This window comes from Microbacterium sp. CFBP 8801, assembly GCF_014839455.1.
GTDB lineage: Bacteria > Actinomycetota > Actinomycetes > Actinomycetales > Microbacteriaceae > Microbacterium.
Map to the genome: position 1 here is coordinate 33,260 of NZ_JACYNU010000003.1, position 22,689 is coordinate 55,948.

Consider the following 22,689-nt stretch of genomic DNA (forward strand, 5'->3'; position numbering starts at 1 on the left):
CGGCGTTCTCGCCCGGCCCGCGAGACACCCCGCGCGCACGTGCCTAGGGTGGAGGCATGAGTACCGACGAGACATCGGACGCCTCGGCATCCGACGACATGAAGCGCAAGTTCAAAGAAGCGCTCGAGAAGAAGAACGGCCAGCACCGTTCGGGTCAGGCGCACCTCGACGGAAACTCCGCCGTGCAGGGAACGCACGGAGCCGTCACCAAGAGGGAGTTCCGCCGCAAGAGCGGGGGATGATCCCATCCCGCGTCGCGAGCGGGGCCTCGAAGAACGCCAGCTCGAGGAGCATCGACCGGTCGTACGCGGCGGCCATCGCCGCGCGGGTGCGGGCGGAGGCCTCGCGGGCCGCGGCATCCACGATGAGCGACGCCTCGGCCGACGACGTCTCGAACGTCTCGTCGCCGTACGACGTGAGCCAGTCGGCGTAGGGATGCCCGTCGGTGAACGTGCCGCGCCAACGCACGCCGATGTCGGTGTACAGCACGAAACACGGCAGGATCGCGGCGACCAGCACCGCGTAGGACCCGGCGGTGGATGCCGCGTGCAGATGGTCCGTGTACGCCGAGGTCGCGGGAGCGGGAGCGAGACCCGCGGGGTCGACGTGCGACTGGTGTAGCGCCGCCTCCTCGACCAGGCACGACACCGACGCCGTGGCCCAGAAGCGTTGCTCGTCGACCGTGGGGGCGAGGGCCGCGGCGCGCGCGAGCACCCGCGCGTACTCGCGCAGGTACAGCAGGTCCTGGCCGAGGTACCACTCGAAGGCGCCGCGGTCGAGGTCTCCGGATGCCAAGCCCCGCACGAACGCGCACGCGTCGACGTCGGCGCGGGTCGAGGCCGTGGCCTCCCACCGCTCGCTGCTCCACGAGCGGCCGAGGTCGATGTGCGGACGGAGCTCGTGCAGGTGGTCGATGGGGCCGTTCCCCGCGCCGACGTGGAGCGCCTCGGCGTGCTCGAGCGCGCCGGTGAGCCACCGCTTCGCCCGCGTCAGGGCCTCGGGCCAGCTCAGCCCGTGAGCGGCCAGGGTCGCCATCGCCGACGACAGGGAGCATCCCGTGCCGTGGGTGTGGCGGGTGGCGACGCGGGGGCCGGGCACGACGTGCACGCCGGTGGCGTCGACGATGGCATCCGGGCTCTCCGCACCGCCGAGGTGCCCGCCCTTCAGCAGCACGGCGGTGTCGGCGCGGGCGGCGAGCGTCTGCGCCTGGACGACGGCGGCCTCCCACGTCGTCGCGACGGGCTCGTCGACGAGCACCGCGAGCTCGGGGAGGTTCGGGGTGACGAGGTCGGCGCGTCGGCACAGGGCGCGGACGGCCGCTTCGGCATCGGTGTCGAGCAGGCGGTCGCCGCTGGTGGCGATCATGACGGGGTCGAGCACGACGACGGGCGGACGCACGTCGGCGAGCCACGCGTCGACCGTCGCGACCACCTCGGCCGAGCCGAGCATGCCGATCTTTACCGCGTCGATCTCGACGTCGTCGCTCACGGCGCGGAGCTGTGCGTCGAGGAACGCCGTCGGGGGCACGTGCACGTCGCGGACGCCCGAGGTGTTCTGCGCGACGAGCGCCGTCACCGCCGCCATGCCGTAGCCGCCGAACGCGGCGATCGATTTGAGATCGGCCTGAATGCCGGCGCCGCCCGTCGGGTCGGTGCCGGCGATGCTCAGCACGCGCGGGCTCGACCCGTTCATCCTTCGGCTCCCCACGCCGCACGCAGTCGGCGCACGACGGCGCCCGGGTCGTCGGCCGCGCACACGGCGGACACCACCGCGACCCCCGCCGCTCCCGCCGCGCGCAGGGCGGCGACGTCGTCGACGTCGATCCCGCCGATCGCGACGCACGGCGACGCGGTCGAGGCCGCCAGCTCGGCGAACCCGTCGACCCCCAGCGGTCGCGGATGGTCGGGCTTCGTCGTCGTCGCGCGGATGACGCCGACGCCGAGGTAGTCAACCGTGCCCGCGGGCAACGCGGCCGCGGCGGTGAGGTGCGCGGGGGTGTGGGCCGTCCATCCGATCAGGGCGTCGGTTCCCAGCAGGGCGCGCGCCGAACCGATCGGCACGTCGTCCTGGCCGAGGTGGATGCCGTCGACCCGGGCGCCGCGGTCGCGGGCGGCCAGCACGACGTCGAGGCGATCGTCGACGACGAACGCGCAGCGACCGGCCACCACATCGGCGAGGTCGAGGGTGCGGGCGAACAGCTCGCGGCCCGAGGCGACCTTGTCGCGCAGCTGCACGACGGTGACGCCCGCGTCGACGGCCGCGTCGACGATGTCGCGCAGTCGAGCGAAGGGCACGCGGTGGTCGGTGACGAGGTGGAGCGACAGGTCGCTCACGAGAGTCGCACCCGGCCGTCGAGATCGGCGGGGCGCACGGCGGCCAGCTCATCGAGGAACGCCACCGCGAACGACCCGGGTCCCCGGCTGAGCGTTGCCGCGCGTTCCGACGCGACGGCCCAGACCGCGCTCGCCGCCACGGCCGCGTCGAAGGGCGGCACGACGGCGACGAAGGCCGCCATCGCCGCCCCCAGGGCGCAGCCGCCGCCGGTGACCCTGGTCAACAGGACGCTGCCGCCGGGCACCGACGCCGTGCGCTCGGCATCCACGATCAGGTCGGTCTCTCCCGAGACGGCGACCGTGTCGCCGGTGCGGAGGGCGAGCGCGCGAGCGGCCTCGAGGGCGTCGTCGGTGGAGTCGGTCGCATCGACGCCCCGCCCGCCGGCGCCGGATCCCGCGAGGGCGAGGATCTCGGACGCGTTGCCGCGGATGATCGCCGGGCGTGCGTCGAGCAGCTCGTGCGCGAGCGCCGTGCGCACGGGCAGCGCACCGACCGCGACCGGATCGAGCACCCACGGGGTTCCCGCCCGAACGGCCTCGCGGGCGGCTTCGCGCTGCTCGGCGGTGGGGGTGCCGAGGTTCACGAGCACTCCGCCCGCGATGCCGGCGAACAGGCCCGCCTCGCCCGGGATGTCGCACATCGCGGGGGCGGCGCCGAGGGCCAGCAGGGCGTTGGCGGTGAAGCCCGTCACCACCGCATTGGTGATGCATTGCGTGAGCGGCGCGGCTTCGCGCAGAGCCGCGAGCGCCTCGGCGGGTGCGGGGGCGGTGAGAGGGGCGGACGGAGACGACGACGTGCGAACGACCATTCGCGACATCCCTTCGCTAGTACGAACTAGATCAGGTTCGACGGGTGTGTTCTCAGCCCCGAAGGGCACCCCGTGTCACTGCCGGTGACGCTAGCACAGGCGCGACGGTCGGTACCGCGACGGTCGGTACCGCGACGGTCGGTACCGCGACGGCCAGTACCGCGACGGCCACTACGGCGACGGTCGGTACCGCGCCGCTCAGTATCGCGCCGAGAACCCGCCGTCCGTCTGCAGCAGTTGACCGCTGATCCAGCGCCCCGGCTCCGAGAGCAGGAAGGCCGTGACACCCGCGACGTCTCGCGGGGTGCCCATGCGGCCGAGCGGGTGGTACCCGGTCAGAGCGTCTCGGGTCTCGGCATCCATCCATCCGGTGTCGATGGGGCCCGGGTTCACGACGTTGGCCGAGATGTTGCGGGGTCCGAGCTCGCGGGCGGCCGAGATGACGATGCGATCCAGGGCGCCCTTCGATGCGCCGTAGGGAAGGTTGCCCGTGGTGTGGTCGCTCGTGAAGGCGACGATCGCGCCGCCGCCGGCATCGACCTGGCGGGCGAACGCGGCGATCAGCAGCAGTGAGGCGCGGGCGTTGACGGCGACGTGGTGGTCGAAGCTCTCGGCGGTGGTGTCGAGGATGCCGGTCTCCACGTCGTGCGCGTGGCTGAGCACGAGCGCGTGGAGGGGGCCGCGTTCGCTCGAGATCCGGGCGACCAGGTCGGTCGGGGCGGTGGGGCTCGACAGATCGCACGGGTAGTCGCCGGTCGCGAGGTCGCTCGTGACGACCTCCCATCCGTCGGCCTCGAGGCGTGGGACGATGCCCGCGGCGATGCTGTTCGCGCGCGCGGCGCCGGTGACGAGGGCGAGGGGCATGGAGTCGAGCGTAGGGCGGGTGCTCGGGGGTGCGCGAGCACTCGGGGGTGGGGCGTGGGCGCTGGGGAGTGCGGCTCGTCGGTTCGGGTGCGGAGACCGGCGGGCAGTGGGCGTGCACCCCAGAGGGCTCAGAAGGGGGCGCGTTCTCGTTCGGGCGGGGAGGGGTCGTCGGGCAGGAACCTCACCGCCGGCGAGTAGGGGAGCGGTTCGTCGCTGTAGACCCGGCCGGTCGGACTCGTCCATTCGAGCACCCCGCCGGCCAGTTGTCTGACCGTCCAGCGGGTGAACTGTTTCTGCGTGTGATGTCGCTGGCAGAGGTGACTGAGGTTGCTCACCTCGGTGGCGCCGCCGAGGGCGTAGTCGTGGGTGTGATCGACCTCGGAGCGGACCGCGGGGACGGTGCACCCGGGCCAGCGGCAGTGTCGGTCGCGGGCCCGCAGGAACCGGTCGATCGCGGAGGTGCGCTGGTAGGTGTCGGTGCACAGCACGGAGCCCGTGACGGGGTGCGTGATGAGGCGGTCCCACGGAACGGTCGTCGACTCGGCCAGGCCGCGTGCCGTGTCGGCGTCGATGGGGCCGTGCCCGACGAGTTCGGCGGGCTCGAGGTTCTCGTTGCCCGGATCGATCATGGTGAGCGCGGGCACGACGACCTGCACCCGAGCGCGGATCGCCCCCAGGACACCGGGGCCGTCATCGCCCCGCGTCGGATCGGCCTCGGGTGCGGCGGTCAGCAGCAGATCGGCCAGCACATCGGCCCGCACCTGCGCCATGGTGCGTTCGTCGGCGACCGACACCGTGGTCTCGCCGCGCGCGTCGATCAGCGCCCGACTCTGCTGGGTGAGCCGGTCGTAGACGCCCACGGCCAGAACGGTCGGCAGGGTCGCCACCAGATCGGACATGCCGTCGCGACCGGTCACGATGCGCACGCCCCGCGTCTCTCGACCCCGTTGATGGCGCTCGGTGAGGGTGGTCGGCTGCAGCCGCTCGGCGAGAACAGCAAGACGCGAACGCAGGCGCCCGGGGCTCAGTCCCTCGGCGGTCGCCACGGCCAGCACGTCGAACTCGCCGCGGACGTCGGGAGAAAGGGGCTCGCCGGCGTCGAGGATCGTGCGGACGTGAGGTCGACCGATCGCGCCGGCCTCCCATGCCGCGAGGGTGGCGGGGTAGTCGTCGACCAAGGTCATCGCCGCGTTGATCTGCGTCTGCATGCTGCGGTCCGAGAGATTCTCGGCGGCGGCGAGCTCGGACGCCACTTCGCGCAACGCCATCTCGGCCACCCGCCCCGACGGGGGTCGGTCGGCCATGGCGCCGAGCGCGAGGTGCCCCGCTTCGGCCAGCGCGCGGGTGCGCTGAACCTCGGCCGCGGCCAGATCGGCACCGGTACGGAGCACCTCGGCGAGCACCGCGGAGAGGGCTTTCGCCCCGCCTTTCGGGTCCGTCGGTGAGGTGTCGATGTGCATGTGTGCATGCTAGCGCGGACCTCCGACATTCGGCGGTCCGCGAGGAGCGTTCCGGGGACGGATCTGCACTTTCCTCGCCTGTGGAGGACAGGTGCGTGGCCGGGCTGGGGCGTCGTCCGTCTCGTGCGGCCGTCAGAGCATGCTCGACGCCACGAGCCAGACGACGACGAGGACGGCCGCGGCCAGCGAGGCGAGGAGAAGCGCCCGTTGCCAGCGGCCCGGGCGTCCCCCCACGGGCCCCAGGGGTCGTTCGGGCTCGCCGAGTTGCGACCGGATGACATTGGCGCGCGCCTGCAGCTCGTCCTGGTGGATCGCGAACCGGCGGCTGTGGGGATAGCGCAGGGCGGCCTCGACCGATTCCGAGAGCTGGCGCTCGATGCGCGCCAGTTCTGCGCGCCGTTCCGGCTCCGTGCCGCTCCCGGGCTCGTGGTGATCGGGCATGGGAGATGTCTATCGCAGGAGGCGGGCTTCAGGTGCACCGCGGACCTCGGGATGCCGGGGCGAGTCCGGTCCCTTCGGCGCGCTCCGGGACCGCCACGACGACACGAGCCGCGCGGCAGAGCCCCCGCCACGCGGGAGCGGGGCGACAGGTCCTCACGCGCGAACGAGCCGGGCAACAGACCCCGCGCAGCGTACGCTCCGCCCCGGGGCCGAGCGCCGCGATCCCGTCAGCCGTCGCGCAGGGCCGCGCGCACGAGTTCCAGCGCGTCGCCCGGATCCACGCCGAGGCGGCGCACCGTCTCGGCGTACGTCCGTGCCGCCTGGGCGGCGCGCGACGATGCGGCGTCGGTGCCCTTGACGAGCGTGCCGGCGCGGCCGCGCGTCTCGACGTACCCCGCTTCTTCCAGCTCCTTGTAGGCGCGGGCGACGGTGTTCGCCGCGAGGTTCAGGTCGCCCGCCAGAGTGCGCACCGGAGGCAGCCGGGTGCCAGCGACGAGCGTTCCGTCGTCGATCGCGGCGATGATCTGCGCGCGCACCTGCTCGAACGGCGGGGTGGGGGAAGCGGCATCCAGTCGAAAGTCCATGACCGTCAGCCGTTCAGTCCGAAGAGGTCGAGGGGGTGGGTGAGGCGCCACCACGGGTCGGGTGGTTCGATCTCGCCCGTGAGCTGCGCGTCGACGGTGTCGGCGTCGACGGGGCCGGTCACGGTCAGCGTGCCGATCGTGGTGCCGGGCTCCCGCGCGTCGCCCAGGTCGAAGTCGACGGTGTGCTTCGCGGCGCCGCCGTTCCACAGCACGACGGTCGCGTCGGCGTCGGTGACGACGTCGATGTCGGGGCCCCACAGTGTCTCGACCTTGCCGACGACGGTGCCGGCGGTCACCGAGGGGCTGGGCTGCAGTTCCTGCTCGATGCGCGTGAACAGGTCACGCGCCGCCTGATTGCGCGTGTCGGGTCCGGGCTGGCCGAGCACCGCGGCGTAGGCGCGCACCGTCGTGCCGCCGACCGCGATGTCCTTGGCGGTGAGCAGGTTCCACGCGTCGAGGGTGCCGGTCTTCACCCCGACGATTCCCGGATCGGCCAAGAGTGCATTGCCGTTCTTGAACGTGCCCGCACCGGGGAGCGTCAGTTCGGGGGTCCGCACGATCTCGGCGATCACGGGATTGGCCAGTGCCCGTTCCGCCAGCGCGATGAGGGCGGCGGGGGTGGCGGTGTTGCCCGCCTCGATCCCCGTCGGGTTCACGATGGTGACTCCGGTGATGTCGCGCTCGGCGAGGTACGCGTTCGCGGCGGCCGCGAACTCGGCATCCGAGGGGAAGAGGTCGGATGCCAACCGCTGGGCGTAGTTGTTCGCCGAGGCGATGAGCATGCCCTGCAGCATCTGCAGCTCGGTGAGACTGCCGTCGACGGGAACGTCGAGCGACGATTCGCCGCGGGCGCGGTACTGCCAGTAATCGGCGCTGTCGGCCTGAGTGAACGCGTACGACTTGCCCTGCTCGCCGGGAGCCAGGGGGAGTCGGTCGAGCACGACGAGGGCGGTGACGACCTTGGTGATGCTCGCGATCGACTCCGGTGCGCTCGCCGACGACGACAGCGTCTCGGGCACGCCGTCGATGGCGATCGCGGCTTCTCCCTGTGCGGGCCAGGCGGGCACGGCCGAGGGAGCAGCCGTGGGCTGTAGGGCCACGGCGCGCACGGTGGGGGCGACGGCGGTCAGCGGCCACAGCAGGGTCGCCGCCGCGTAGCCGGCGACGAGCAGGATCAGCAGCACCGTCGGCACGACGGTGGCCGGTCGCAGGATGCGGCGGCGGGTGCCGGCGAGCAGGTCGGCCTGACGCACGGTCGCACCCGAGACCACGAACGCCGGTGCGGGTCGCGCGGCGCCGGCCTCGGCGGGATCGACCCAGCCCAGGGCGGCGAAGGCGGCCGAGGTGGGCTCCGCGGCCGGTGAGTCGGAGGGCGGTGCGTCGGAGGGCGGTGCGTCGGAGGTCGGTGCGTCGGAGGGCGGCGTGGATGCCGGGTCCCCGGCCGCGACGGGAGCTGACGTGTCCGAGCCGGAAGAGGCTGCCTCTGCACCGGGCCCTGCGGTGGCCGTGCCGTCCGCCGTCACGGGCGGGATCCCGGCATCCGGTGTCGCTTCGCCCTCGGGCGCGGGGTCCGCCGGGTCACGCCGCGCGCGCCGTGTCTCCGGGGTCTGCTCGTGCACCCGCCCACGCTACCCCGGGCGCACCCCTATACTCGTCACGACAACCACGGGAGTCCGGTGAGCCGGGCTGAGAGGAAGCGAATCCACGCTTCGACCGTCGAACCTGATCCGGATCATGCCGGCGCAGGGAGGAGCACAATGCACACGTCTACGTCTGCCCCCGCGAACCGCTCGGCGGTCGCCCCGGCGAACCGCTTTCAGTGGCGCGTCGTCGACATCGTCGTCGCCGCCGTGCTGGGCGTGGCGATCGGTCTCGTGTTCTGGGGCTGGAACACCGTCGGAGGGCTGTGGTTCGCCGCCATGGACGGCCTCACCCCCGGCCTCGGCGGCATCGCCGTCGGCATCTGGCTGATCGGCGGGGTGATCGGCGGGCTCATCATCCGAAAGCCCGGCGCCGCCCTTCTCGTCGAGCTGATCGCGGCGGTCGTGTCGGCCCTGATCGGCAACGTCTGGGGCATCGGCACGATCTTCTCGGGCCTCGCGCAGGGCCTCGGTGCGGAGCTGATCTTCCTCGCCTTCCTCTACCTGCGCTTCACGCTCCCCGTCGCGATGCTCGCGGGCGTCGGCGCCGGTGTCGGCGCCTGGGTGTTGGAGTTCTTCGTCGGCAGCTCGCCGAACATCGCCAAGACCGTCGAGTTCAACCTGCTGTACCTCGGCACCCTCGTGATCTCGGGCGCGCTGCTGGCGGGCCTCGTCGGCTGGCTGCTCGTGCGTGCGCTCGCCGCCACCGGGGCGCTCAGCCGATTCGCCGTGGGGCGGGAACTGCGCCGCGACGTCTGATGACGGGCCCCGCCCGCGTCGACGTCGAGGGATGGGGCTGGCGCTACGCCGGCCGCAAGCTCCCCGCCACCCGCGACGTCGACCTGATCGTCGAGCCCGGCGAACGCGTGCTGCTGCTCGGTGCCTCGGGGGCCGGTAAGTCGACGCTGCTCGCGGGACTCGCGGGCCTGCTCGGCGGCAGTGACGAGGGCGAGCGCACGGGGCGCATCCTCGTCGACGGCGCCGCCCCCGAGTCGCAGCGCGGCCGCATCGGCCTGGTGCTGCAAGACCCCGAGGCGGGGATCGTGCTGTCCAAGGTGGGCGACGACGTCGCCTTCGGGTGCGAGAACCTCGGCCTCCCCGCGGCCGAGATCCCCGCGCGGGTGGCCGAGGCCGTGGCATCCGTGGGTCTCGACGTTCCCCTCGACCGCCCCACCAAGGCGCTGTCGGGCGGGCAGAAGCAACGTCTGGCGCTGGCGGGCGTGCTCGCGATGCGTCCCGGACTGCTGCTGCTCGATGAGCCGACGGCGAACCTCGATCCCGACGGCGTGGCCGAGGTGCGCCGGGCGGTCGAGCACATCGCGCGCAGCGACGGGACGACCGTCGTGCTCATCGAGCACCGCACGGCCGTCTGGGCCGACCTGATGACGCGGGTGGTGGTGCTCGCCCCCGGCGGCGGCGTGCTGGCCGACGGCCCGCCGGCGCGGGTGTTCGCCGACCACGGCGACGCGCTCGCCGCGGCGGGCGTCTGGGTGCCCGGTCGCCCGGTCGACCTCCCCGTGCTCGCTCCGATCGAGGCCCCGGATGCCGTGCTCTCGGCCGCGGCGCTGTCGATCGGGCGCGAGAAGCGCACGGTCGTCGCATCCGGGCTCGACGTGGTCGTCCCTCGTGGCGCGGGCACGGTCGTGACCGGCCCCAACGGCGCGGGCAAGTCGACGCTCGCGCTGACGCTCGCGGGACTTCTGCCCGAGCTGTCGGGCGAGGTCGTCGCCGCCGAGTCGCTCGCCGCCCGCGGGGTGCGACGGCCCTCGCGGTGGCGGTCGACCGAGTTGCTCACACGGATCGGCACGGTCTTCCAGGAGCCCGAGCACCAGTTCCTCGCGGCGACCCTGCGCGACGAGCTCGCCGTCGGACCGAGAGCCCTGCGGATGCCGGCGGCCCAGGTCGACGCGATCGTCGACGAGCTGTTGGAGCGGTTGGATCTAGCATCCCTCGCCCTGGCCAACCCCTTCACCCTGTCGGGCGGGCAGAAGCGGCGGCTGTCGGTGGCGACGGTGCTCGCGGCGTCTCCGGAGGTGATCGTGCTCGACGAGCCGACGTTCGGGCAGGACCGCCGCGGCTGGAGCGAGCTGGTGGGACTGCTGCAGCGCGAGATCGCGCGCGGGCGCACGGTGGTCGCCGTCACGCACGACGCCGACGTGGTGCGCCACCTCGGGCAGCACCGCATCACGCTCGGGGGCGCGGCGTGACCGGCGCAACCGTCGAGGTGCGCAGGACAGCCTGGCTCGACGGCGTGAACCCCGTCACGAAGATCGCCATCGCCCTCGTGCTGTCGGTTCCGCTGCTCGCCTCGATCGACGTGGTGAGCGCCGCGACCGCGATCGTGCTCGAGCTGCTGCTCGTGCCGCTGACGGGCGTGGGCTACCGCACGCTCGCGAAACGCCTGCTGCCGATCGCGCTGTTCGCCCCGGTCGCTGCGGTCAGCATGCTGCTGTACGCCCGTCCCGGAGGAACGGTGTACGGCTCGTTCCTCTTCGCCACGATCAGCGACGACTCCCTCTCGCTGTCGGTGGCCGTGCTGCTGCGCGTGTTCGCCCTGGCTCTACCGACCCTGCTGCTGTTCGCCCGCACCGACCCGACCGAGGTCGCCGACGCCCTCGCCCAGATCGCCAAACTGCCGAGCCGTTTCGTGCTGGGCGTGCTCGCCGGAGCCCGCACGGTCGGACTCTTCGTCGACGACTGGCGCACGATGACCCTCGCCCGCCGTGCCCGCGGTCTGGGCGATCGCGGGGCCGTGCGCCGCTTCTTGTCGATGGCGTTCGTGCTGCTGGTCTTCGCCGTGCGCCGCGGCACGACCCTCGCCACGGCCATGGAGGCCCGCGGCTTCGGCGCCGACGTCGAGCGCACGTGGTCGCGCGCGTCGACGTTGTCGGGTCGGGATGCCGTGGCCCTCGCCGGCGCGGTCGCACTCATCGCCGTCGCGCTGGCGGCGGCGGCGGTGACGGGGGCGTTCCGCGTCGTGGGGACGTGACCGACTTCCGTTGAGTGTCCAGGACACGCCGCGGCCCGGGGGCCCCGCGCGGCGTGTTTTGGACACTCAACGGGGGGTGAGGGGGGAAGAGAACGCTCAGGTCGCGTGCCGTTCTCCGACAACGGGGATGCTCGTCGCACGACCCTCGCGTGCCCGGCGCACCCCCGCGACCCGCGGACGGCGGCGATGCCGTCGAGTGTCCAGAACACGCCGGGGTGGGCCCGGGCGGCGCGGCGCGTCTTGGACACTCGACGAGGGAGCGGGCGGGGCGCTGGGCGGGGCGCGGGCGGGGACAGAGCGGGGAGAGAGCGGGGCGGGGCGAGGGGTACGTGCGGCGGGTCGGAGCGCGGCAGAATGAGCACGGGGGATGCCATGGAATTGTCGATCGGATTGTTGGCGGTCAGCGTCGCGGTCGCGGCCGCGGTGCTGTTCGTGGCGTTGCCGCGGGTCGCGACCCCCGGGGCGATGACCCTCTTCCTGCGCTTCGCCGCGGTGTCGGGAGTGTGCGCGGTCGGTTCGAGCGCGATGTACCTCATCTACGGCACGGGTGGCGGCATGATCACCCTGGTCGCGGGAGACGTGGCGATGGTGCTCGCGCCCGCCCTGCTCCTGGTGGCGGTGCGCGTGCTCGACGGGTCCCGGGCCATTCGCACCTCGATGGCGACGCTCGCCCTGGCGCTGCTGGTGGCCACGGTCACCGCGACCGTGCCGTTGCCGACGTCGCTCGCGGTGAAGGCGTTGGCGTTGACGGTGGTCAGCGGGGCCTGCGCGTGGGCGGCGATCCGCGCGCGCGTGGAACCGTCGGGGCCGCTACGGGTCATCGCCGTCGTCACCGCGGTCTACGCGCTGTACAGCCTCGCGCGCGTCGTGGTCGGGTTCGGCGCGGGCTGGGACTCCCCGCTGTATCTCACGGCCTTCTCGTTCGCTCCGGCCACCGTGCTGGGCGCGCTCGCCGTGCTGTTCAACGGCGCGTCGGTGGTGCGTCTGCGCTTCGGTCCCCGGGTTGCCGAGCCCCCGACGCGGTGCGCACCCGGCGCCGCCGTCGTCATCGGCGATTGGGATCTGGCATCCGCGGCGTACGGACCCGACCGCATGCGCGCTCTTCTCGTCGACCTGCGCGCCGCCGCACGCGACCTCGATCCCGAGGCGGCGGACGTGGCGGGCGGGGTGGAGACGTCGGTGCCGAACGCGACGACGGCGCTCGGTGAACGCTTGCGCACCGCGTACGACTGGAATCCCGAAGAGGTCATCCTGCTCGTCGACGGAGCGGCCACCGCGGCCATCCGCACCCACCCCGGGCGCACACGCGGGCGGGGCTCGTCGCGATCCTGAGTCTCGACTAGGGTGGGACCCGGTTTCAGCTTCGAAGGAGAATGCATGGATATCGCAGGAGCCTCCGCCCTCGTCACCGGCGGTGCCTCGGGCCTGGGCCTGGCCACCATCCGCCGCCTCACCGCAGCGGGCGCGAACGTCACGATCGTCGACCTGCCCTCCTCGAACGGCGCCGCCGTCGCCGAGGGGCTCGGTGGCTCCTTCGTCGCGGCCGACGTCACGGATGCCGACCAGATCGCGGACGCCGCCGCCCGCGCCGCCGAAGCCGGCCCCCTGCGCGTGGTCGTGAACTGCGCCGGCATCGCGCCTCCCGCCAAGGTGCTCGACCGCGAGGGCGCGCCCACCTCGCTGCAGGACTTCGAGCGCGTCGTGCGCGTCAACCTCATCGGCACCTACAACGTCGTCGCGCAGACCTCGGCCGTCATGGCGAAGACCGAAGCGACCGAGAGCGGTGATCGCGGCGTCATCGTGAACACGGCGAGTGTCGCGGCCTTCGACGGACAGATCGGCCAGCCCGCCTACGCGGCGAGCAAAGGCGGCGTGCACGCAATGACGCTGCCCCTCGCGCGAGAGCTCGCCCGCTACGGCATCCGGGTGGTCACGATCGCCCCCGGCATCATGGAGACCCCCATGCTGAAGGGCCTCCCGCAGGCGGCGCAGGACTCGCTCGGCCAGCAGGTGCCCTACCCCTCCCGCCTCGGAACCCCCGACGAATACGCGCGTCTCGTGCTCGCGATCGCCGACAACGGCTACCTCAACGGCGAGACGATCCGCCTCGACGGCGCGATCCGGATGGCGCCGAAATGACCGACGGCATCCTGCTCCACGTCGAGGACGGGCTCGCGCGCGTCACCTTCGACCGCGCCGCGTCGCTGAACGCGATGGACTTCCCGATGGCGCGCCGCTGGCGCGAGGTCGCGCACGAGGTGACGTCGGACGCGTCCGTCGGAGCGGTGATCCTGGATGCCGTCGGCCCCGCGTTCTGCGCGGGCGGCGACGTCGTGGCCATGGCGACGACCGGCGCGTCGGGTCGCGAGGTGACCGAGACGGCCGAGGCGATCCACGACGGCATCCGCACCTTCGCCGAGGCGCCGCTGCCGATGGTCGCCGCCGTCCAGGGCGCCGTCGCCGGTGGCGGCCTCGGCCTCATGCTCACCGCCGACTACGTCGTCGCGAGCGAGAACGCCCGCTTCGTCAGCCGCTACGCCAACATCGGCCTCACCCCCGACCTCGGCGTCTCCACCCTGCTGCCCGCGGCGATCGGTCAGCGGCGTGCGCTGCAGCTGCTGCTGCAGGACCGCATGCTCTCGGCCGCCGAGGCCCTGGACTGGGGGCTGGTGGCCGAGGTCGTGGCATCCGGCGATCTGGCGTCGCGGGCCGAGGAGATCGCGCGGTTCTGGCTCGATGGCGCGACCGCGGCGTTCGGGCAGGCGACGCGCCTCGTGCGCGTGGGCGCCGGACGCACCCTGGCCGAGAACCTCGCCGACGAGGCCGCCACGATCGGCGCCGCCTTCGACACCCCCGAGGCGAAAGCGCGGGTCGCCGCCTTCGCCGCTGCCTCCGCGAAAGGACGCTCGTGACGCTCGCCGGGAAGACCATCCTCATGTCGGGCGGCAGCCGCGGCATCGGCCTCGCCATCGCGCTGCGCGCCGCGCGCGACGGGGCGAACATCGCGCTGCTGGCCAAGACCGACACCCCGCACCCCAAGCTCGAGGGCACGGTGCACACCGCCGCCGAGGCGATCCGCGCGGCGGGCGGTCAGGCGCTGCCCATCGTCGGCGACGTGCGCGACGAGGAGTCGATCACCGAGGCCGTGCGGCGCACCGTGGGGGAGTTCGGTGGCATCGACATCGTCGTGAACAACGCCAGCGTCATCGACCTGTCGGGTTCGCTCGAGCTCGCGACGAAGAAGTACGACCTCATGCAGGACGTGAACGTCCGCGGCACGTTTCTGCTCTCGCGCTCCGCGGTCCCCTCGCTGAAGGATGCCGAGAACCCCCACATCCTGTCGCTCTCGCCGCCGCTGAACGTCACTCCTCGCTGGCTGGGGGCGCACACCGGGTACAGCCTCGCGAAGTTCGGCATGACGATGGCGACGCTGGGCCTCGCCGAGGAGTTCGCGGGCGACGGTATCGCCGCCAACACCCTGTGGCCGCGCACGACGATCGCGACCGCGGCGGTGCAGAACGTCATCGGCGGCGACCGGCTCATGGCCGTGTCGCGCACGCCCGAGATCTACGCCGACGCGGCGTACGAGGTGCTCACCGCACCGTCGCGCGAGCGGACCGGGCAGACGCTGATCGTCGAGGACGTGCTGCGGGCCGCCGGGGTGACGGACTTCTCGGGCTACGCCGCCGTGCCCGGAACGCCGGATGCCGCGATGTACCCCGACATCTTCTTGGACTGAGCGGGGCGTTCCGGTCGCTTCCTCGGGCGGTAGAGGTCGTGCGGTGGGCGTGGGGTCGTGGGGCCCCGCGGTGGGCGTGGCGTCCTCCGTCGGCGCGGGGCGCTGCGTTCGGCATCCATAAACGCTGTTCGTGCGCATAAACGCTCTGTCACCGCGTTTATCGGCACGAATCGCGTTTATGGGCGGGTGCACCGCTCGCACGACAGATCGACGGGCCAGCCCGACGCGAGCGAGGTGCGCGGTGCCGCAATGGCGCACGGCTCCCAGCGGGCGAGGAGTCGCGGTGGTGTGATGCGTCCATAAACGCTGTTCGAGCGCATAAACGCTCCGTCACCGCGTTTATGCGCACGAACAGCGTTCATCGGCATCGCGGATGCCGCGTGGGCGCCGCCGCGCGTGGGCGCAGCCGGCGAGCGACCGATGCTCAGGCGCTCAGATCGACCGTCGTGCCGAGGCCCTGCGCGCGGGCGGCGCGGATGAAGACGTCGGCGACCGCGACGTCCTGCGCGCCGATCCCCACCGAGTCGAACAGCGTGATCTCCTCCGGCGACCGGCGGCCCCGCGCCAGACCGGCGACGACCTCTCCGATCGTGCCGACGACGTCGGCCTCGGAGATCGCGCCCTCGGCGATCGCCCGCAGCAGGTCGCCCGACTTCGTGCGCGCCGTCGCCCGGTCGTCGACCCAGATCGAGGATCGGGCCATGGCCGCACCGTCGACCTCGCGCTCATCCGCGCGCGGGCGGGCTCCGACGACGTTGAGGTGCTGCCCCGGGCGCAGCCACGCGCCCTCGACGATCGCCTCCACCGACGGGGTCAGGGTGCAGACGACGTCGGCCTCCTCGAGCACCTCGCGAGGGGATGCCACGACGTCGATCGTCGTGGGCCATCCCTCGTCTCGAAGCTCGGCGGCGAGGCCCTCGGCGCGCTCGCGCGTGCGCGACCACACCACGACGCGGTCGAAGGGCCGCACGTCGCGCAGCGCCAGGGCGTGCTCGCGGGCCAACGCCCCGGCGCCGATCAGGCCGAGGGTCCGGCTGTCGGGGCGGGAGAGCGTGCGGGTGGCCACCGCGCTGGCGGCGGCGGTGCGCACCCGGGTCGGCACGGCGCCGTGCAGCAGCGCGACCGGCGACCCGTCGACGCGATCGACGACGAGGATCATCGAGCGCTGGGTCGGCAGCCGGCGCCCCGCGTTGTCGGGGACGTCGGCGAGGAGCTTGACGCCCGCGAGGTCGGAGGCCTCGGACACCGCCGACATCAGGATGAAGCGGTTGGAGTCCGCCGGCGTCGACATCGAGGTCGGGCCGGGCTGATCGGCGCGGCCCTCGGCGATCTCGGCGAACCCGCGGGAGACGGCCTCGGCGATGGCCTCGCGGTCGACGAGACCCTCCAGCTGGGGCGTGCTCAGCAGCAGCATCAGGCGCGGCTCCCGTCGGTCAGCTCGAGGGCGTCGGCGACGACGACACCGCGGAAGAGCACGGTGCGGTCGCTCGGGCGGTCCATCACGGCCGCCGTCACGGTCTCGCCGGCGACCAGCACGAGGTCGGCGGGGTCGCCGATCCTGACGCCGGGGCGGTCGGCGCCGAGGGCGGGCATGGCCGCGCGGCCCATCACCGCGCGACCCCCCACCGTGGCGATCGCGACGCAGTGCTCGATGTGGTCGTCGCGGCGGAAGCCGTTGGTGAAGGCCAGCTGCCAGGTGCGGTCGAGCATGTCGGTGTTGCCGTAGGGCGACCAGTAGTCGCGCTGGCCGTCTTGACCCAGGCCCAGCGCGATGCCGTACTCGTCGAGCAGGCGCGTGGGCAGCGGCGTCTGCGGCGCCACTGTCGCCATCGAGATGCCGAGGTCGCGGAACTGCTCGAGGAGTCCGCGCAGTTGCGCCTCGGGCAGGCGCCCCAGGCCGTAGCCGTGCGAGATCGTGACGCGACCGCGCATGTCGAGGGCGCGGGTACGCTCGACGATCAGCTCGGCCGAGAACTTCGCCAGCTGGTCCGGTTCGTGCAGGTGGATGTCGATGGGGGCGCCGTAGCGCTCCGCGATGGAGAACACGGCGTCGAGATGCCGGACCGGGTCGCGATCGAGGGCGCACGGATCGATCCCGCCGACCACATCGGCCCCGCGGGCCATCGCCCGATCGAGCACCTCGATCGATCCCGCCTCGCGCAGCAGACCCGCCTGAGGGAACGCGATGATCTCGACCTCGCACCGGTCGAGGTTCGCTTCGCGCGCCGCGAGCACGGCATCCAATCTCTCGAGATCCGCGTCGACGTCGACCTGGGCGTAGGTGCGCACCTGGGTCGTGCCGCGCGCGATCGCGCCCTCGAGCGTCGTCGCCACGCGGTGCTCCATGCTCCGCTCGGCGTGGCGCCAGTTGTCGCGGTCGTTCAGCATCATGCCCCACACCCCGGGCACCCCGGTGTGCGGCCGGAACGGTAGGCCGATGCGCGTCGAGTCGAGGTGCACGTGCACGTCGGCGAACGACGGCAGCAGGATGCGTCCGCGGCCCGACACCGTCTCGGTCGCGGGGTCGATGGGTTCCGTGCCCGCCGGATGGATGCCGGCGATCAGGCCGTCCGCGAGGACGACGTCGGAGAGGGGACCGCCCCAGGGGCGGACGTCGGTGAGGACGGTGGAGGTCATTCGAAGCTCGTTCCGGTGAAGTCGTACAGACCGTCGGCGCGCGGGGTCCAGCGCAGTCCGCTCACGGCGGCGAAGTTGTTGAAGGGCACGTACAGCGGAACGAAGTAGCCCTGCGTGTTGCTGTAGTCCAACAGCTCCTCGAAGACCTGCTGGCGTGCGTCGCCCTCGACCCCGCGCTGCTCCGCCGCCCAGGCGGCGGTGGCGGGATCCTGCGCGTAGTTGTTGTTGCCGGCCGTCTCGTAGAAGTCGGTGAGGGGCAGGTCGCCGTCGAGCGTGGAGGGGGCCCAGGTGTTGAGGTAGACGCCCTGCATCTCGCGGCCGCGCACCTTCAGCGTGTGGCTCTGCTGGTCGGCGCCGCGCATGTCGACGGCGATGCCGACGGCCTGCAGGTAGCCCTGGATGCTCTGGGCCACCTCGCTCGAGAGAGGGATGCGACCGTCGGTGGCGTAGTCGAACGGGATCGGTGTGCCGTCGTAGCCGGCCTCGGCCAGCAGCGCACGCGCGCCGTCGGGGTCCCAGCCGATGGGCTGGACGGAGTCGGAGAAGCCCTCCACCGCCGGCGCGATCATGGCCTTCGCGGGCTCGGCGAGTCCCGACAGCAGGGAGTCGACGATCGCCTGGGTGTCGACGGCCTTGGCCACCGCCTGGCGCACGCGCACGTCCTGCAGGGGGCCGGCGGTGGAGTTCACGCCGAGGAAGACGACCCCGTTCGAGGCGGCCGAGAAGGTCTGCGCCGACGGCGCGGCCTGCACCGAGGCCACCTGCGTCGGTCCGATCTGGGCGACATCGAGGCTGCCCGAGAGCACGCCGTTCGCGCGCGATTCGGTGGACGACACCGGCTGCAGCGAGATCTCCTCGATGACCGGGGCCGGACCCCGGTAGTCGTCGTTGCGCTTCAGGTCGTACGACACGCCCGTGGTGATGTTGTCGAAGACGTAGGGCCCCGATCCGATCGGCTCCCGGGCGTAGGCGTCGGCCCCCATCTGCTGGTAGGTGTCGGCGGGCACGATCGAGATGAGCGAGGTGTTGCGGGGGAAGGCCGAGAACGGCTGCTTGAGGGTGAAGCGCACGGTGGTGGCATCCACCGCCTCGACGCTGTCGAGGGACGAGAGGTAGGCGTAGTTCTCGCCGCTCGGATCGCCCAGGATCGTCTCGTACGTGAAGACCACGTCGTCGGCGTCGATGGCCTCGCCGTTGCTGGCGGTCACGTCGGGGGTGAGCGTGAACTCCCACTGGGTCAGGTCGTCGTTGGCTTTCCAGTCCGTCGCGAGCTTCGGCTCGAGGGTGCCGTCGGCGGCGATCTTCACCAGCTGATCGTGGGTGTGGAAGAAGACCGACAGTACGACCAGCGCGCCCGAACGGATGGGGTCCATGGAGCTCGGATCGGTGGGCAGAGCGGCGGTCAGGCTCGTGCGGGCGGTCTCGCCCGAGCCGGTGGGGGAGTCGAATCCGCCGGCGCATCCGGCGAGGATCACGCTGCCGAGGGTGAGGGCGGCGGCGCCTGCGAGGGCGCGGCGGGCTGTCGAGCGGGTCATGAGAGGGCCTTTCGGGTGGGCGACGTAGAGAGGGCGGGTGAGTCGGCGAGGGTGGGTGACGCGGGCCGGGTGGGTGAGTCGGAGAAGAGATGCGGGATGGCGTCGAGCAGGGTGCGGGTGTACGGATGCCGCGGCTCGGCGAAGACGCGCTCGGTCGGGCCCTCTTCGACGATGCGTCCGGCCTGCATCACGACGACGCGGTCCGCGATGCCGCGGACGACGCCGAGGTCGTGCGAGACGAAGAGGTAGGCGAGTCGCTGCTCGCGCTGCAGACCGCCCAGCAGGTCGAGCACCTGCGCCTGGATCGAGACGTCGAGCGCCGAGACGGGCTCGTCGAGCAGCACGATCGCCGGGTCGAGGGCGAGAGCGCGGGCGATGCCGACGCGCTGGCGCTGCCCGCCCGACAGACGGGTGGGAAGACGGTCGTCGAACGAGCTGTCGAGGCCGACCCCGTCGAGCAGCGTGCGCACGCGCGCCGAAGTGAAGCTCCGGCGGATCTTCAGCGGTTCGCCGACGGAGCGGGCGACGCTCATGCGCGGGTCCAGCGCCGACGACGGGTCTTGGAACACCACCTGGGCGCGCGAGCGGATCTCGGCGCTACGTCCGGCGATGTCGGGGGACACGGTGCGCCCCTCGAAGCGGATGGTGCCCGCGCTCGCCGGGGTGAGGCCCAGGATGGCGCGCAGCAGCGACGACTTGCCGCATCCGGACTCCCCGACGACGGCGACGGTCTCTCCGGCGCGGATGCGCAGGGACACGCCGTCGACCGCCCGGGTGCGTCGGCCTCGTCGACCGGGGTACTCGACGACGAGGTCGGTCACCTCCAGGGCGGGCTCCTCGGCGGTTTCGACGAGCGCCGGGCGGTCCGCCCCGGTGCGGGTCGACGGCGCCGCCGCGAGCAGCCGCCGCGTGTACTCGTGAGCGGGGGCCGACAGCACCGCGCGGGTCTCACCGTGCTCGACGACTCGTCCCGACCGCATCACGACGAGGTCGTCGGTGTGCTGAGCCACGAGGCCCAGGTCGTGGCTGATGAGCGCCAACGCCGACCCGGTGCGTTCGCGCACGTCGTCGAGCAGGGCCATGACCTGCGCCTGGACCGTGACGTCGAGCGCCGTGGTGGGCTCGTCGGCGATGAGCAGCAGCGGGTCGTTGGCGATGGCCATGGCGATGACCGCGCGCTGGCGCATGCCGCCCGACCACTGGTGGGGCCGCGACGCCGCGCGGTCGGCGGCGTCGCGGACGCCCACCGATTGCAGCAGCTCGACCGCGCGTCGGCGGGCGGCGGTGCGCGAGGTGGCGGGGGAGTGGGCGCGCACCGCGGCGGCGACCTGCGCACCCACCGAGCGCAGCGGGTTGAGCGCCGACATCGGGTCTTGGAACACCATCCCGGTCACCCGGCCGCGCATGCTGCGGAGCTCCCGCTCGCTCATCGACGTCACGTCGCGGCCGTCGATGCAGACGCTCCCCGAGGCGACGCGCACGCCCGGGGGCAGCAGGCCGAGGGCGGCGAGCATCGTGAGGCTCTTGCCGGAGCCGGACTCGCCGACGACGCCGAGCGCGGACGAGGGCGCCACCTCGAACGAGACGTCGTGAACCACGGTGCGGTGGCCCTCGTCGGTCGTGGCATCCAGACGCAGGTTCTCGACGGACAGGACGGGACGGGTCATCGTCGGGCTCCCTTGCGCAGGAAGGCGCCACGCGCCTCGGCGGTGAACTGCTGGCTGAGGAACTGCACGCCGCCCACGGCGAGGAACATCGCGATCCCGGGCAGGATCACCAGCCAGGGGTCGGTGGCCAGGTACTTCTGGCCGTCGTAGATCATGGCGCCCCAGCTGGGCGTGGGCGGTTGCACGCCGAGACCGAGGTACTCCAGAGATGCCTCGACGAGCACGATCGTGGCGATGTCGGTCGCGGCGATGATGAGCGTGTGCGGCCAGACGTTCGGCAGCACGTGTCGGGTGAGAGACCAGAAGCGATCGGCACCCTGTGTGCGCGGTGCCACGACGAAGTCCTGCGCCCGAAGGGCCGCGGCGACGTTGCGGGTGACCCGGGCGTAGCCCACCCACCAGGTGCAGCCGACGACGAGGATCGTAAGCCCCGCGCTGGGCGGGACGACGGCGCAGACGGCGATGAGCAGCAGCACGACGGGCATCGCCAGCACGGTGTTCGACAGCACCGACAGAGCGGACTCGATCCGCCCTCCGAAGAAGCCGGCCAGGATGCCGACCGTGGTGCCGATCACCGCGTTGAGGCACACGATGGCCACCGTGATGCCGAGGGTGACGGCGGAGGCGAGGGCGATCCTGCTGAACAGGTCGCGCCCGAGCGGGTCGGTGCCCAGCGGGTGCGCCGGGTCGACGAAGGGCGGGAGAAGGACGCGCGACAGGTCCTGCCCGAACGGGTCGAAGCCGGGCAGCACGGGACGCAGCGCGGTCGCGCCGACCACGACGGCGAGCATCACGATGCCGACGACGGCCGAGGGGCGCAGGCGCCGACGACGGGGCCGAGGGGGCGGTGCCGAGGTCGCGGCCTCGGGGAGCGGGGGCAGGGCGACGGTGGTCATGAGGTGGCCGTTCGGGGGTCGATGCGGGCGACGAGCAGGTCGACGAGGGTGTTGACGACGACGAAGGCGACGGCGACGAAGAGGAGCCCCGCCTGGACGATCGGGAAGTCGCGCTGACTCACGGCGGCCGTCAGCAGGCTGCCGAGCCCCGGCCAGGCGAACACCACCTCGACCACGACGGTGCCGCCGAGCAGACCGCCGAGGTTGAGGCCGGCCATGCCGAGCACCGGCGGCAGGGCGTTGGGGAGCATCTGCGTGAACAGGATGGTCGGTCGCGACTGGCCGATCGCGAAGGCCGTGCGCACGTAGTCCTGCTCGGCTTGATCGCTCAGCGCGGCGTCGAGCAGGCGGAGATACATCACGAACTGGCCGGTGGCGAGGGTCACGACCGGGAGTACGAGGCTCGCCGGACTCGTGCGGCCCAAGGACGGCAGCAGGCCGAGCGTGACCGAGAAGATCAGCACGAGCAGCAGAGCGAAGAAGAAGTCGGGCACCGCCTGCCGGGTGGCGCCGAGCCAGCCGACGACGGCGCGCAGGATCCGGCTGCCACTGAGGTGGATGACGACGGCTGCCACGAGCGCGAGGGCGAAGCCGGCCAGGAACGCCCAGAAGGCGAGTTCGACCGTGGCGGGGAGGCGTTCCCACACGAGCCCGAGCGCGGACTCGTGCAGGCGGTACGAGTCGCCGAGGTCGCCGACGACGACTCCGCGGAGGAAGTCGAGGTACTGCACCATGACCGGGCGGTCGAAGCCGAGGCTGGCGTTGAGCGCGTCGACGTCGGCACTGCTGGCGTTGTCGGGGAGCAGGAGTGCGCCGGGGGCGCCGGTGAGGCGACCGAGGACGAAGCCGATCGTGACCACGAGGAAGACCATGGCGCCGGCCAGGGCGAGGCGGCGGAGGAGGAAGGCGAGCACGGAGGTGACGCTACGGCGCGCAACGGGTATACCAAGGCGATGTAACGAACACGCAATGTGATCCTTACGCGGGCGTCACTTTGGAGTACCAAATTGCGATTCAAGCCATTTGAGCGACCCATATTGCGTCGTTTGGAATACCAAACGACGGTTTCCTCCCACGTCTCACCCCTGTCAGGAT

At 72.5% G+C, this 22,689-nt stretch carries 22 protein-coding genes and 2 riboswitches; of the genes, 8 read left to right on the top strand and 14 right to left on the bottom strand.

Annotated elements, in window-relative coordinates; all coding sequences use genetic code 11:
- Window positions 1–56 precede the first annotated feature (56 nt).
- The gene (locus IFR11_RS04910) at window positions 57–242 is read left to right on the top strand and encodes a DUF5302 domain-containing protein (RefSeq protein ID WP_055832781.1); all 186 of its coding nucleotides are present in this window, start codon (window positions 57–59) and stop codon (window positions 240–242) included.
- Here the strand turns inward: IFR11_RS04910 and thiD are convergent.
- The 8 genes from thiD to IFR11_RS16725 all read right to left on the bottom strand — a co-directional run bounded on the left by thiD (window position 205) and on the right by IFR11_RS16725 (window position 8,110).
- Window positions 205–1,692 (bottom strand): bifunctional hydroxymethylpyrimidine kinase/phosphomethylpyrimidine kinase, encoded by a 1,488-nt coding sequence (gene thiD, locus IFR11_RS04915; RefSeq protein ID WP_191915404.1) that lies wholly within the window; start codon window positions 1,690–1,692, stop codon window positions 205–207. The genes IFR11_RS04910 and thiD overlap by 38 nt on opposite strands.
- On the bottom strand, window positions 1,689–2,333 hold the full coding sequence (gene thiE, locus IFR11_RS04920) for a thiamine phosphate synthase (RefSeq protein ID WP_191915405.1): 645 nt from the start codon (window positions 2,331–2,333) through the stop codon (window positions 1,689–1,691). The genes thiD and thiE overlap by 4 nt, the downstream gene beginning before the upstream one ends.
- Window positions 2,330–3,142 (bottom strand): hydroxyethylthiazole kinase, encoded by an 813-nt coding sequence (thiM, locus tag IFR11_RS04925; RefSeq protein WP_191915406.1) that lies wholly within the window; start codon window positions 3,140–3,142, stop codon window positions 2,330–2,332. The genes thiE and thiM overlap by 4 nt, the downstream gene beginning before the upstream one ends.
- Window positions 3,134–3,225: riboswitch (TPP riboswitch) on the bottom strand. It overlaps the preceding gene by 9 nt.
- Window positions 3,226–3,340: 115 nt before the next feature.
- Window positions 3,341–4,006 carry an SDR family oxidoreductase gene (locus IFR11_RS04930; RefSeq protein ID WP_191915407.1) on the bottom strand — a complete coding sequence of 222 codons (666 nt, stop codon included), beginning with the start codon at window positions 4,004–4,006 and terminating at the stop codon, window positions 3,341–3,343.
- 128 nt (window positions 4,007–4,134) lie between these two features.
- Window positions 4,135–5,466, bottom strand: coding sequence for an HNH endonuclease (locus IFR11_RS04935; protein WP_191915408.1), 1,332 nt, complete (start codon window positions 5,464–5,466; stop codon window positions 4,135–4,137).
- Between the two features lie 132 nt (window positions 5,467–5,598).
- On the bottom strand, window positions 5,599–5,907 hold the full coding sequence (locus tag IFR11_RS04940) for a hypothetical protein (protein ID WP_191915409.1): 309 nt from the start codon (window positions 5,905–5,907) through the stop codon (window positions 5,599–5,601).
- A 227-nt stretch (window positions 5,908–6,134) separates the two neighbouring features.
- Complete coding sequence (locus IFR11_RS04945) at window positions 6,135–6,491, bottom strand: GntR family transcriptional regulator (RefSeq protein WP_191915410.1); 357 nt, start codon at window positions 6,489–6,491, stop codon at window positions 6,135–6,137.
- Between the two features lie 5 nt (window positions 6,492–6,496).
- A complete protein-coding gene (locus IFR11_RS16725; RefSeq protein ID WP_191915411.1) occupies window positions 6,497–8,110 on the bottom strand; it encodes a D-alanyl-D-alanine carboxypeptidase in 1,614 nt (537 codons plus the stop codon).
- Window positions 8,111–8,146: 36 nt separating this feature from the next.
- Window positions 8,147–8,257, top strand: a riboswitch (TPP riboswitch).
- Here IFR11_RS16725 and IFR11_RS04955 point away from each other — a divergent pair.
- The 7 genes from IFR11_RS04955 to IFR11_RS04985 all read left to right on the top strand — a co-directional run bounded on the left by IFR11_RS04955 (window position 8,249) and on the right by IFR11_RS04985 (window position 14,859).
- Entirely contained in the window at window positions 8,249–8,890 is a 642-nt protein-coding gene (locus IFR11_RS04955; RefSeq protein ID WP_191915412.1) for an ECF transporter S component, read from the top strand. Its footprint overlaps the riboswitch before it by 9 nt.
- Window positions 8,890–10,338, top strand: coding sequence for an ABC transporter ATP-binding protein (locus tag IFR11_RS04960; protein ID WP_191915413.1), 1,449 nt, complete (start codon window positions 8,890–8,892; stop codon window positions 10,336–10,338). Before IFR11_RS04955 ends, IFR11_RS04960 begins: the two co-directional genes overlap by 1 nt.
- On the top strand, window positions 10,335–11,120 hold the full coding sequence (locus IFR11_RS04965) for an energy-coupling factor transporter transmembrane protein EcfT (RefSeq protein ID WP_191915414.1): 786 nt from the start codon (window positions 10,335–10,337) through the stop codon (window positions 11,118–11,120). Before IFR11_RS04960 ends, IFR11_RS04965 begins: the two co-directional genes overlap by 4 nt.
- 372 nt (window positions 11,121–11,492) lie before the next feature.
- The gene (locus IFR11_RS04970) at window positions 11,493–12,452 is read left to right on the top strand and encodes a hypothetical protein (RefSeq protein ID WP_191915415.1); all 960 of its coding nucleotides are present in this window, start codon (window positions 11,493–11,495) and stop codon (window positions 12,450–12,452) included.
- Between the two features lie 45 nt (window positions 12,453–12,497).
- Complete coding sequence (locus tag IFR11_RS04975; protein ID WP_191915416.1) at window positions 12,498–13,259, top strand: SDR family NAD(P)-dependent oxidoreductase; 762 nt, start codon at window positions 12,498–12,500, stop codon at window positions 13,257–13,259.
- Window positions 13,256–14,032, top strand: coding sequence for an enoyl-CoA hydratase/isomerase family protein (locus IFR11_RS04980; RefSeq protein ID WP_191915417.1), 777 nt, complete (start codon window positions 13,256–13,258; stop codon window positions 14,030–14,032). The genes IFR11_RS04975 and IFR11_RS04980 overlap by 4 nt, the downstream gene beginning before the upstream one ends.
- Window positions 14,029–14,859 (top strand): SDR family oxidoreductase, encoded by an 831-nt coding sequence (locus tag IFR11_RS04985; RefSeq protein ID WP_191915418.1) that lies wholly within the window; start codon window positions 14,029–14,031, stop codon window positions 14,857–14,859. The genes IFR11_RS04980 and IFR11_RS04985 overlap by 4 nt, the downstream gene beginning before the upstream one ends.
- A 424-nt stretch (window positions 14,860–15,283) precedes the next feature.
- On the opposite strand, the gene IFR11_RS04990 is transcribed toward IFR11_RS04985, so the two are convergent.
- From IFR11_RS04990 to IFR11_RS05015, 6 genes are read right to left on the bottom strand one after another with little or no spacing between them, the layout of a single operon-like run.
- Window positions 15,284–16,273, bottom strand: a complete 990-nt coding sequence (locus IFR11_RS04990; protein ID WP_156459345.1) for an ornithine cyclodeaminase family protein — start codon at window positions 16,271–16,273, stop codon at window positions 15,284–15,286.
- Entirely contained in the window at window positions 16,273–17,496 is a 1,224-nt protein-coding gene (locus tag IFR11_RS04995; RefSeq protein ID WP_191915419.1) for an amidohydrolase family protein, read from the bottom strand. Before IFR11_RS04995 ends, IFR11_RS04990 begins: the two co-directional genes overlap by 1 nt.
- Window positions 17,493–19,031, bottom strand: a complete 1,539-nt coding sequence (locus IFR11_RS05000; protein WP_191915420.1) for an ABC transporter substrate-binding protein — start codon at window positions 19,029–19,031, stop codon at window positions 17,493–17,495. The genes IFR11_RS04995 and IFR11_RS05000 overlap by 4 nt, the downstream gene beginning before the upstream one ends.
- The gene (locus IFR11_RS05005; RefSeq protein WP_191915421.1) at window positions 19,028–20,698 is read right to left on the bottom strand and encodes a dipeptide ABC transporter ATP-binding protein; all 1,671 of its coding nucleotides are present in this window, start codon (window positions 20,696–20,698) and stop codon (window positions 19,028–19,030) included. Before IFR11_RS05005 ends, IFR11_RS05000 begins: the two co-directional genes overlap by 4 nt.
- Window positions 20,695–21,594: an ABC transporter permease gene (locus tag IFR11_RS05010; RefSeq protein ID WP_055832798.1), complete on the bottom strand. Its 900-nt coding sequence runs from the start codon at window positions 21,592–21,594 to the stop codon at window positions 20,695–20,697. The genes IFR11_RS05005 and IFR11_RS05010 overlap by 4 nt, the downstream gene beginning before the upstream one ends.
- Window positions 21,591–22,508, bottom strand: a complete 918-nt coding sequence (locus IFR11_RS05015; RefSeq protein ID WP_191915422.1) for an ABC transporter permease subunit — start codon at window positions 22,506–22,508, stop codon at window positions 21,591–21,593. Before IFR11_RS05015 ends, IFR11_RS05010 begins: the two co-directional genes overlap by 4 nt.
- Window positions 22,509–22,689 lie beyond the last annotated feature (181 nt).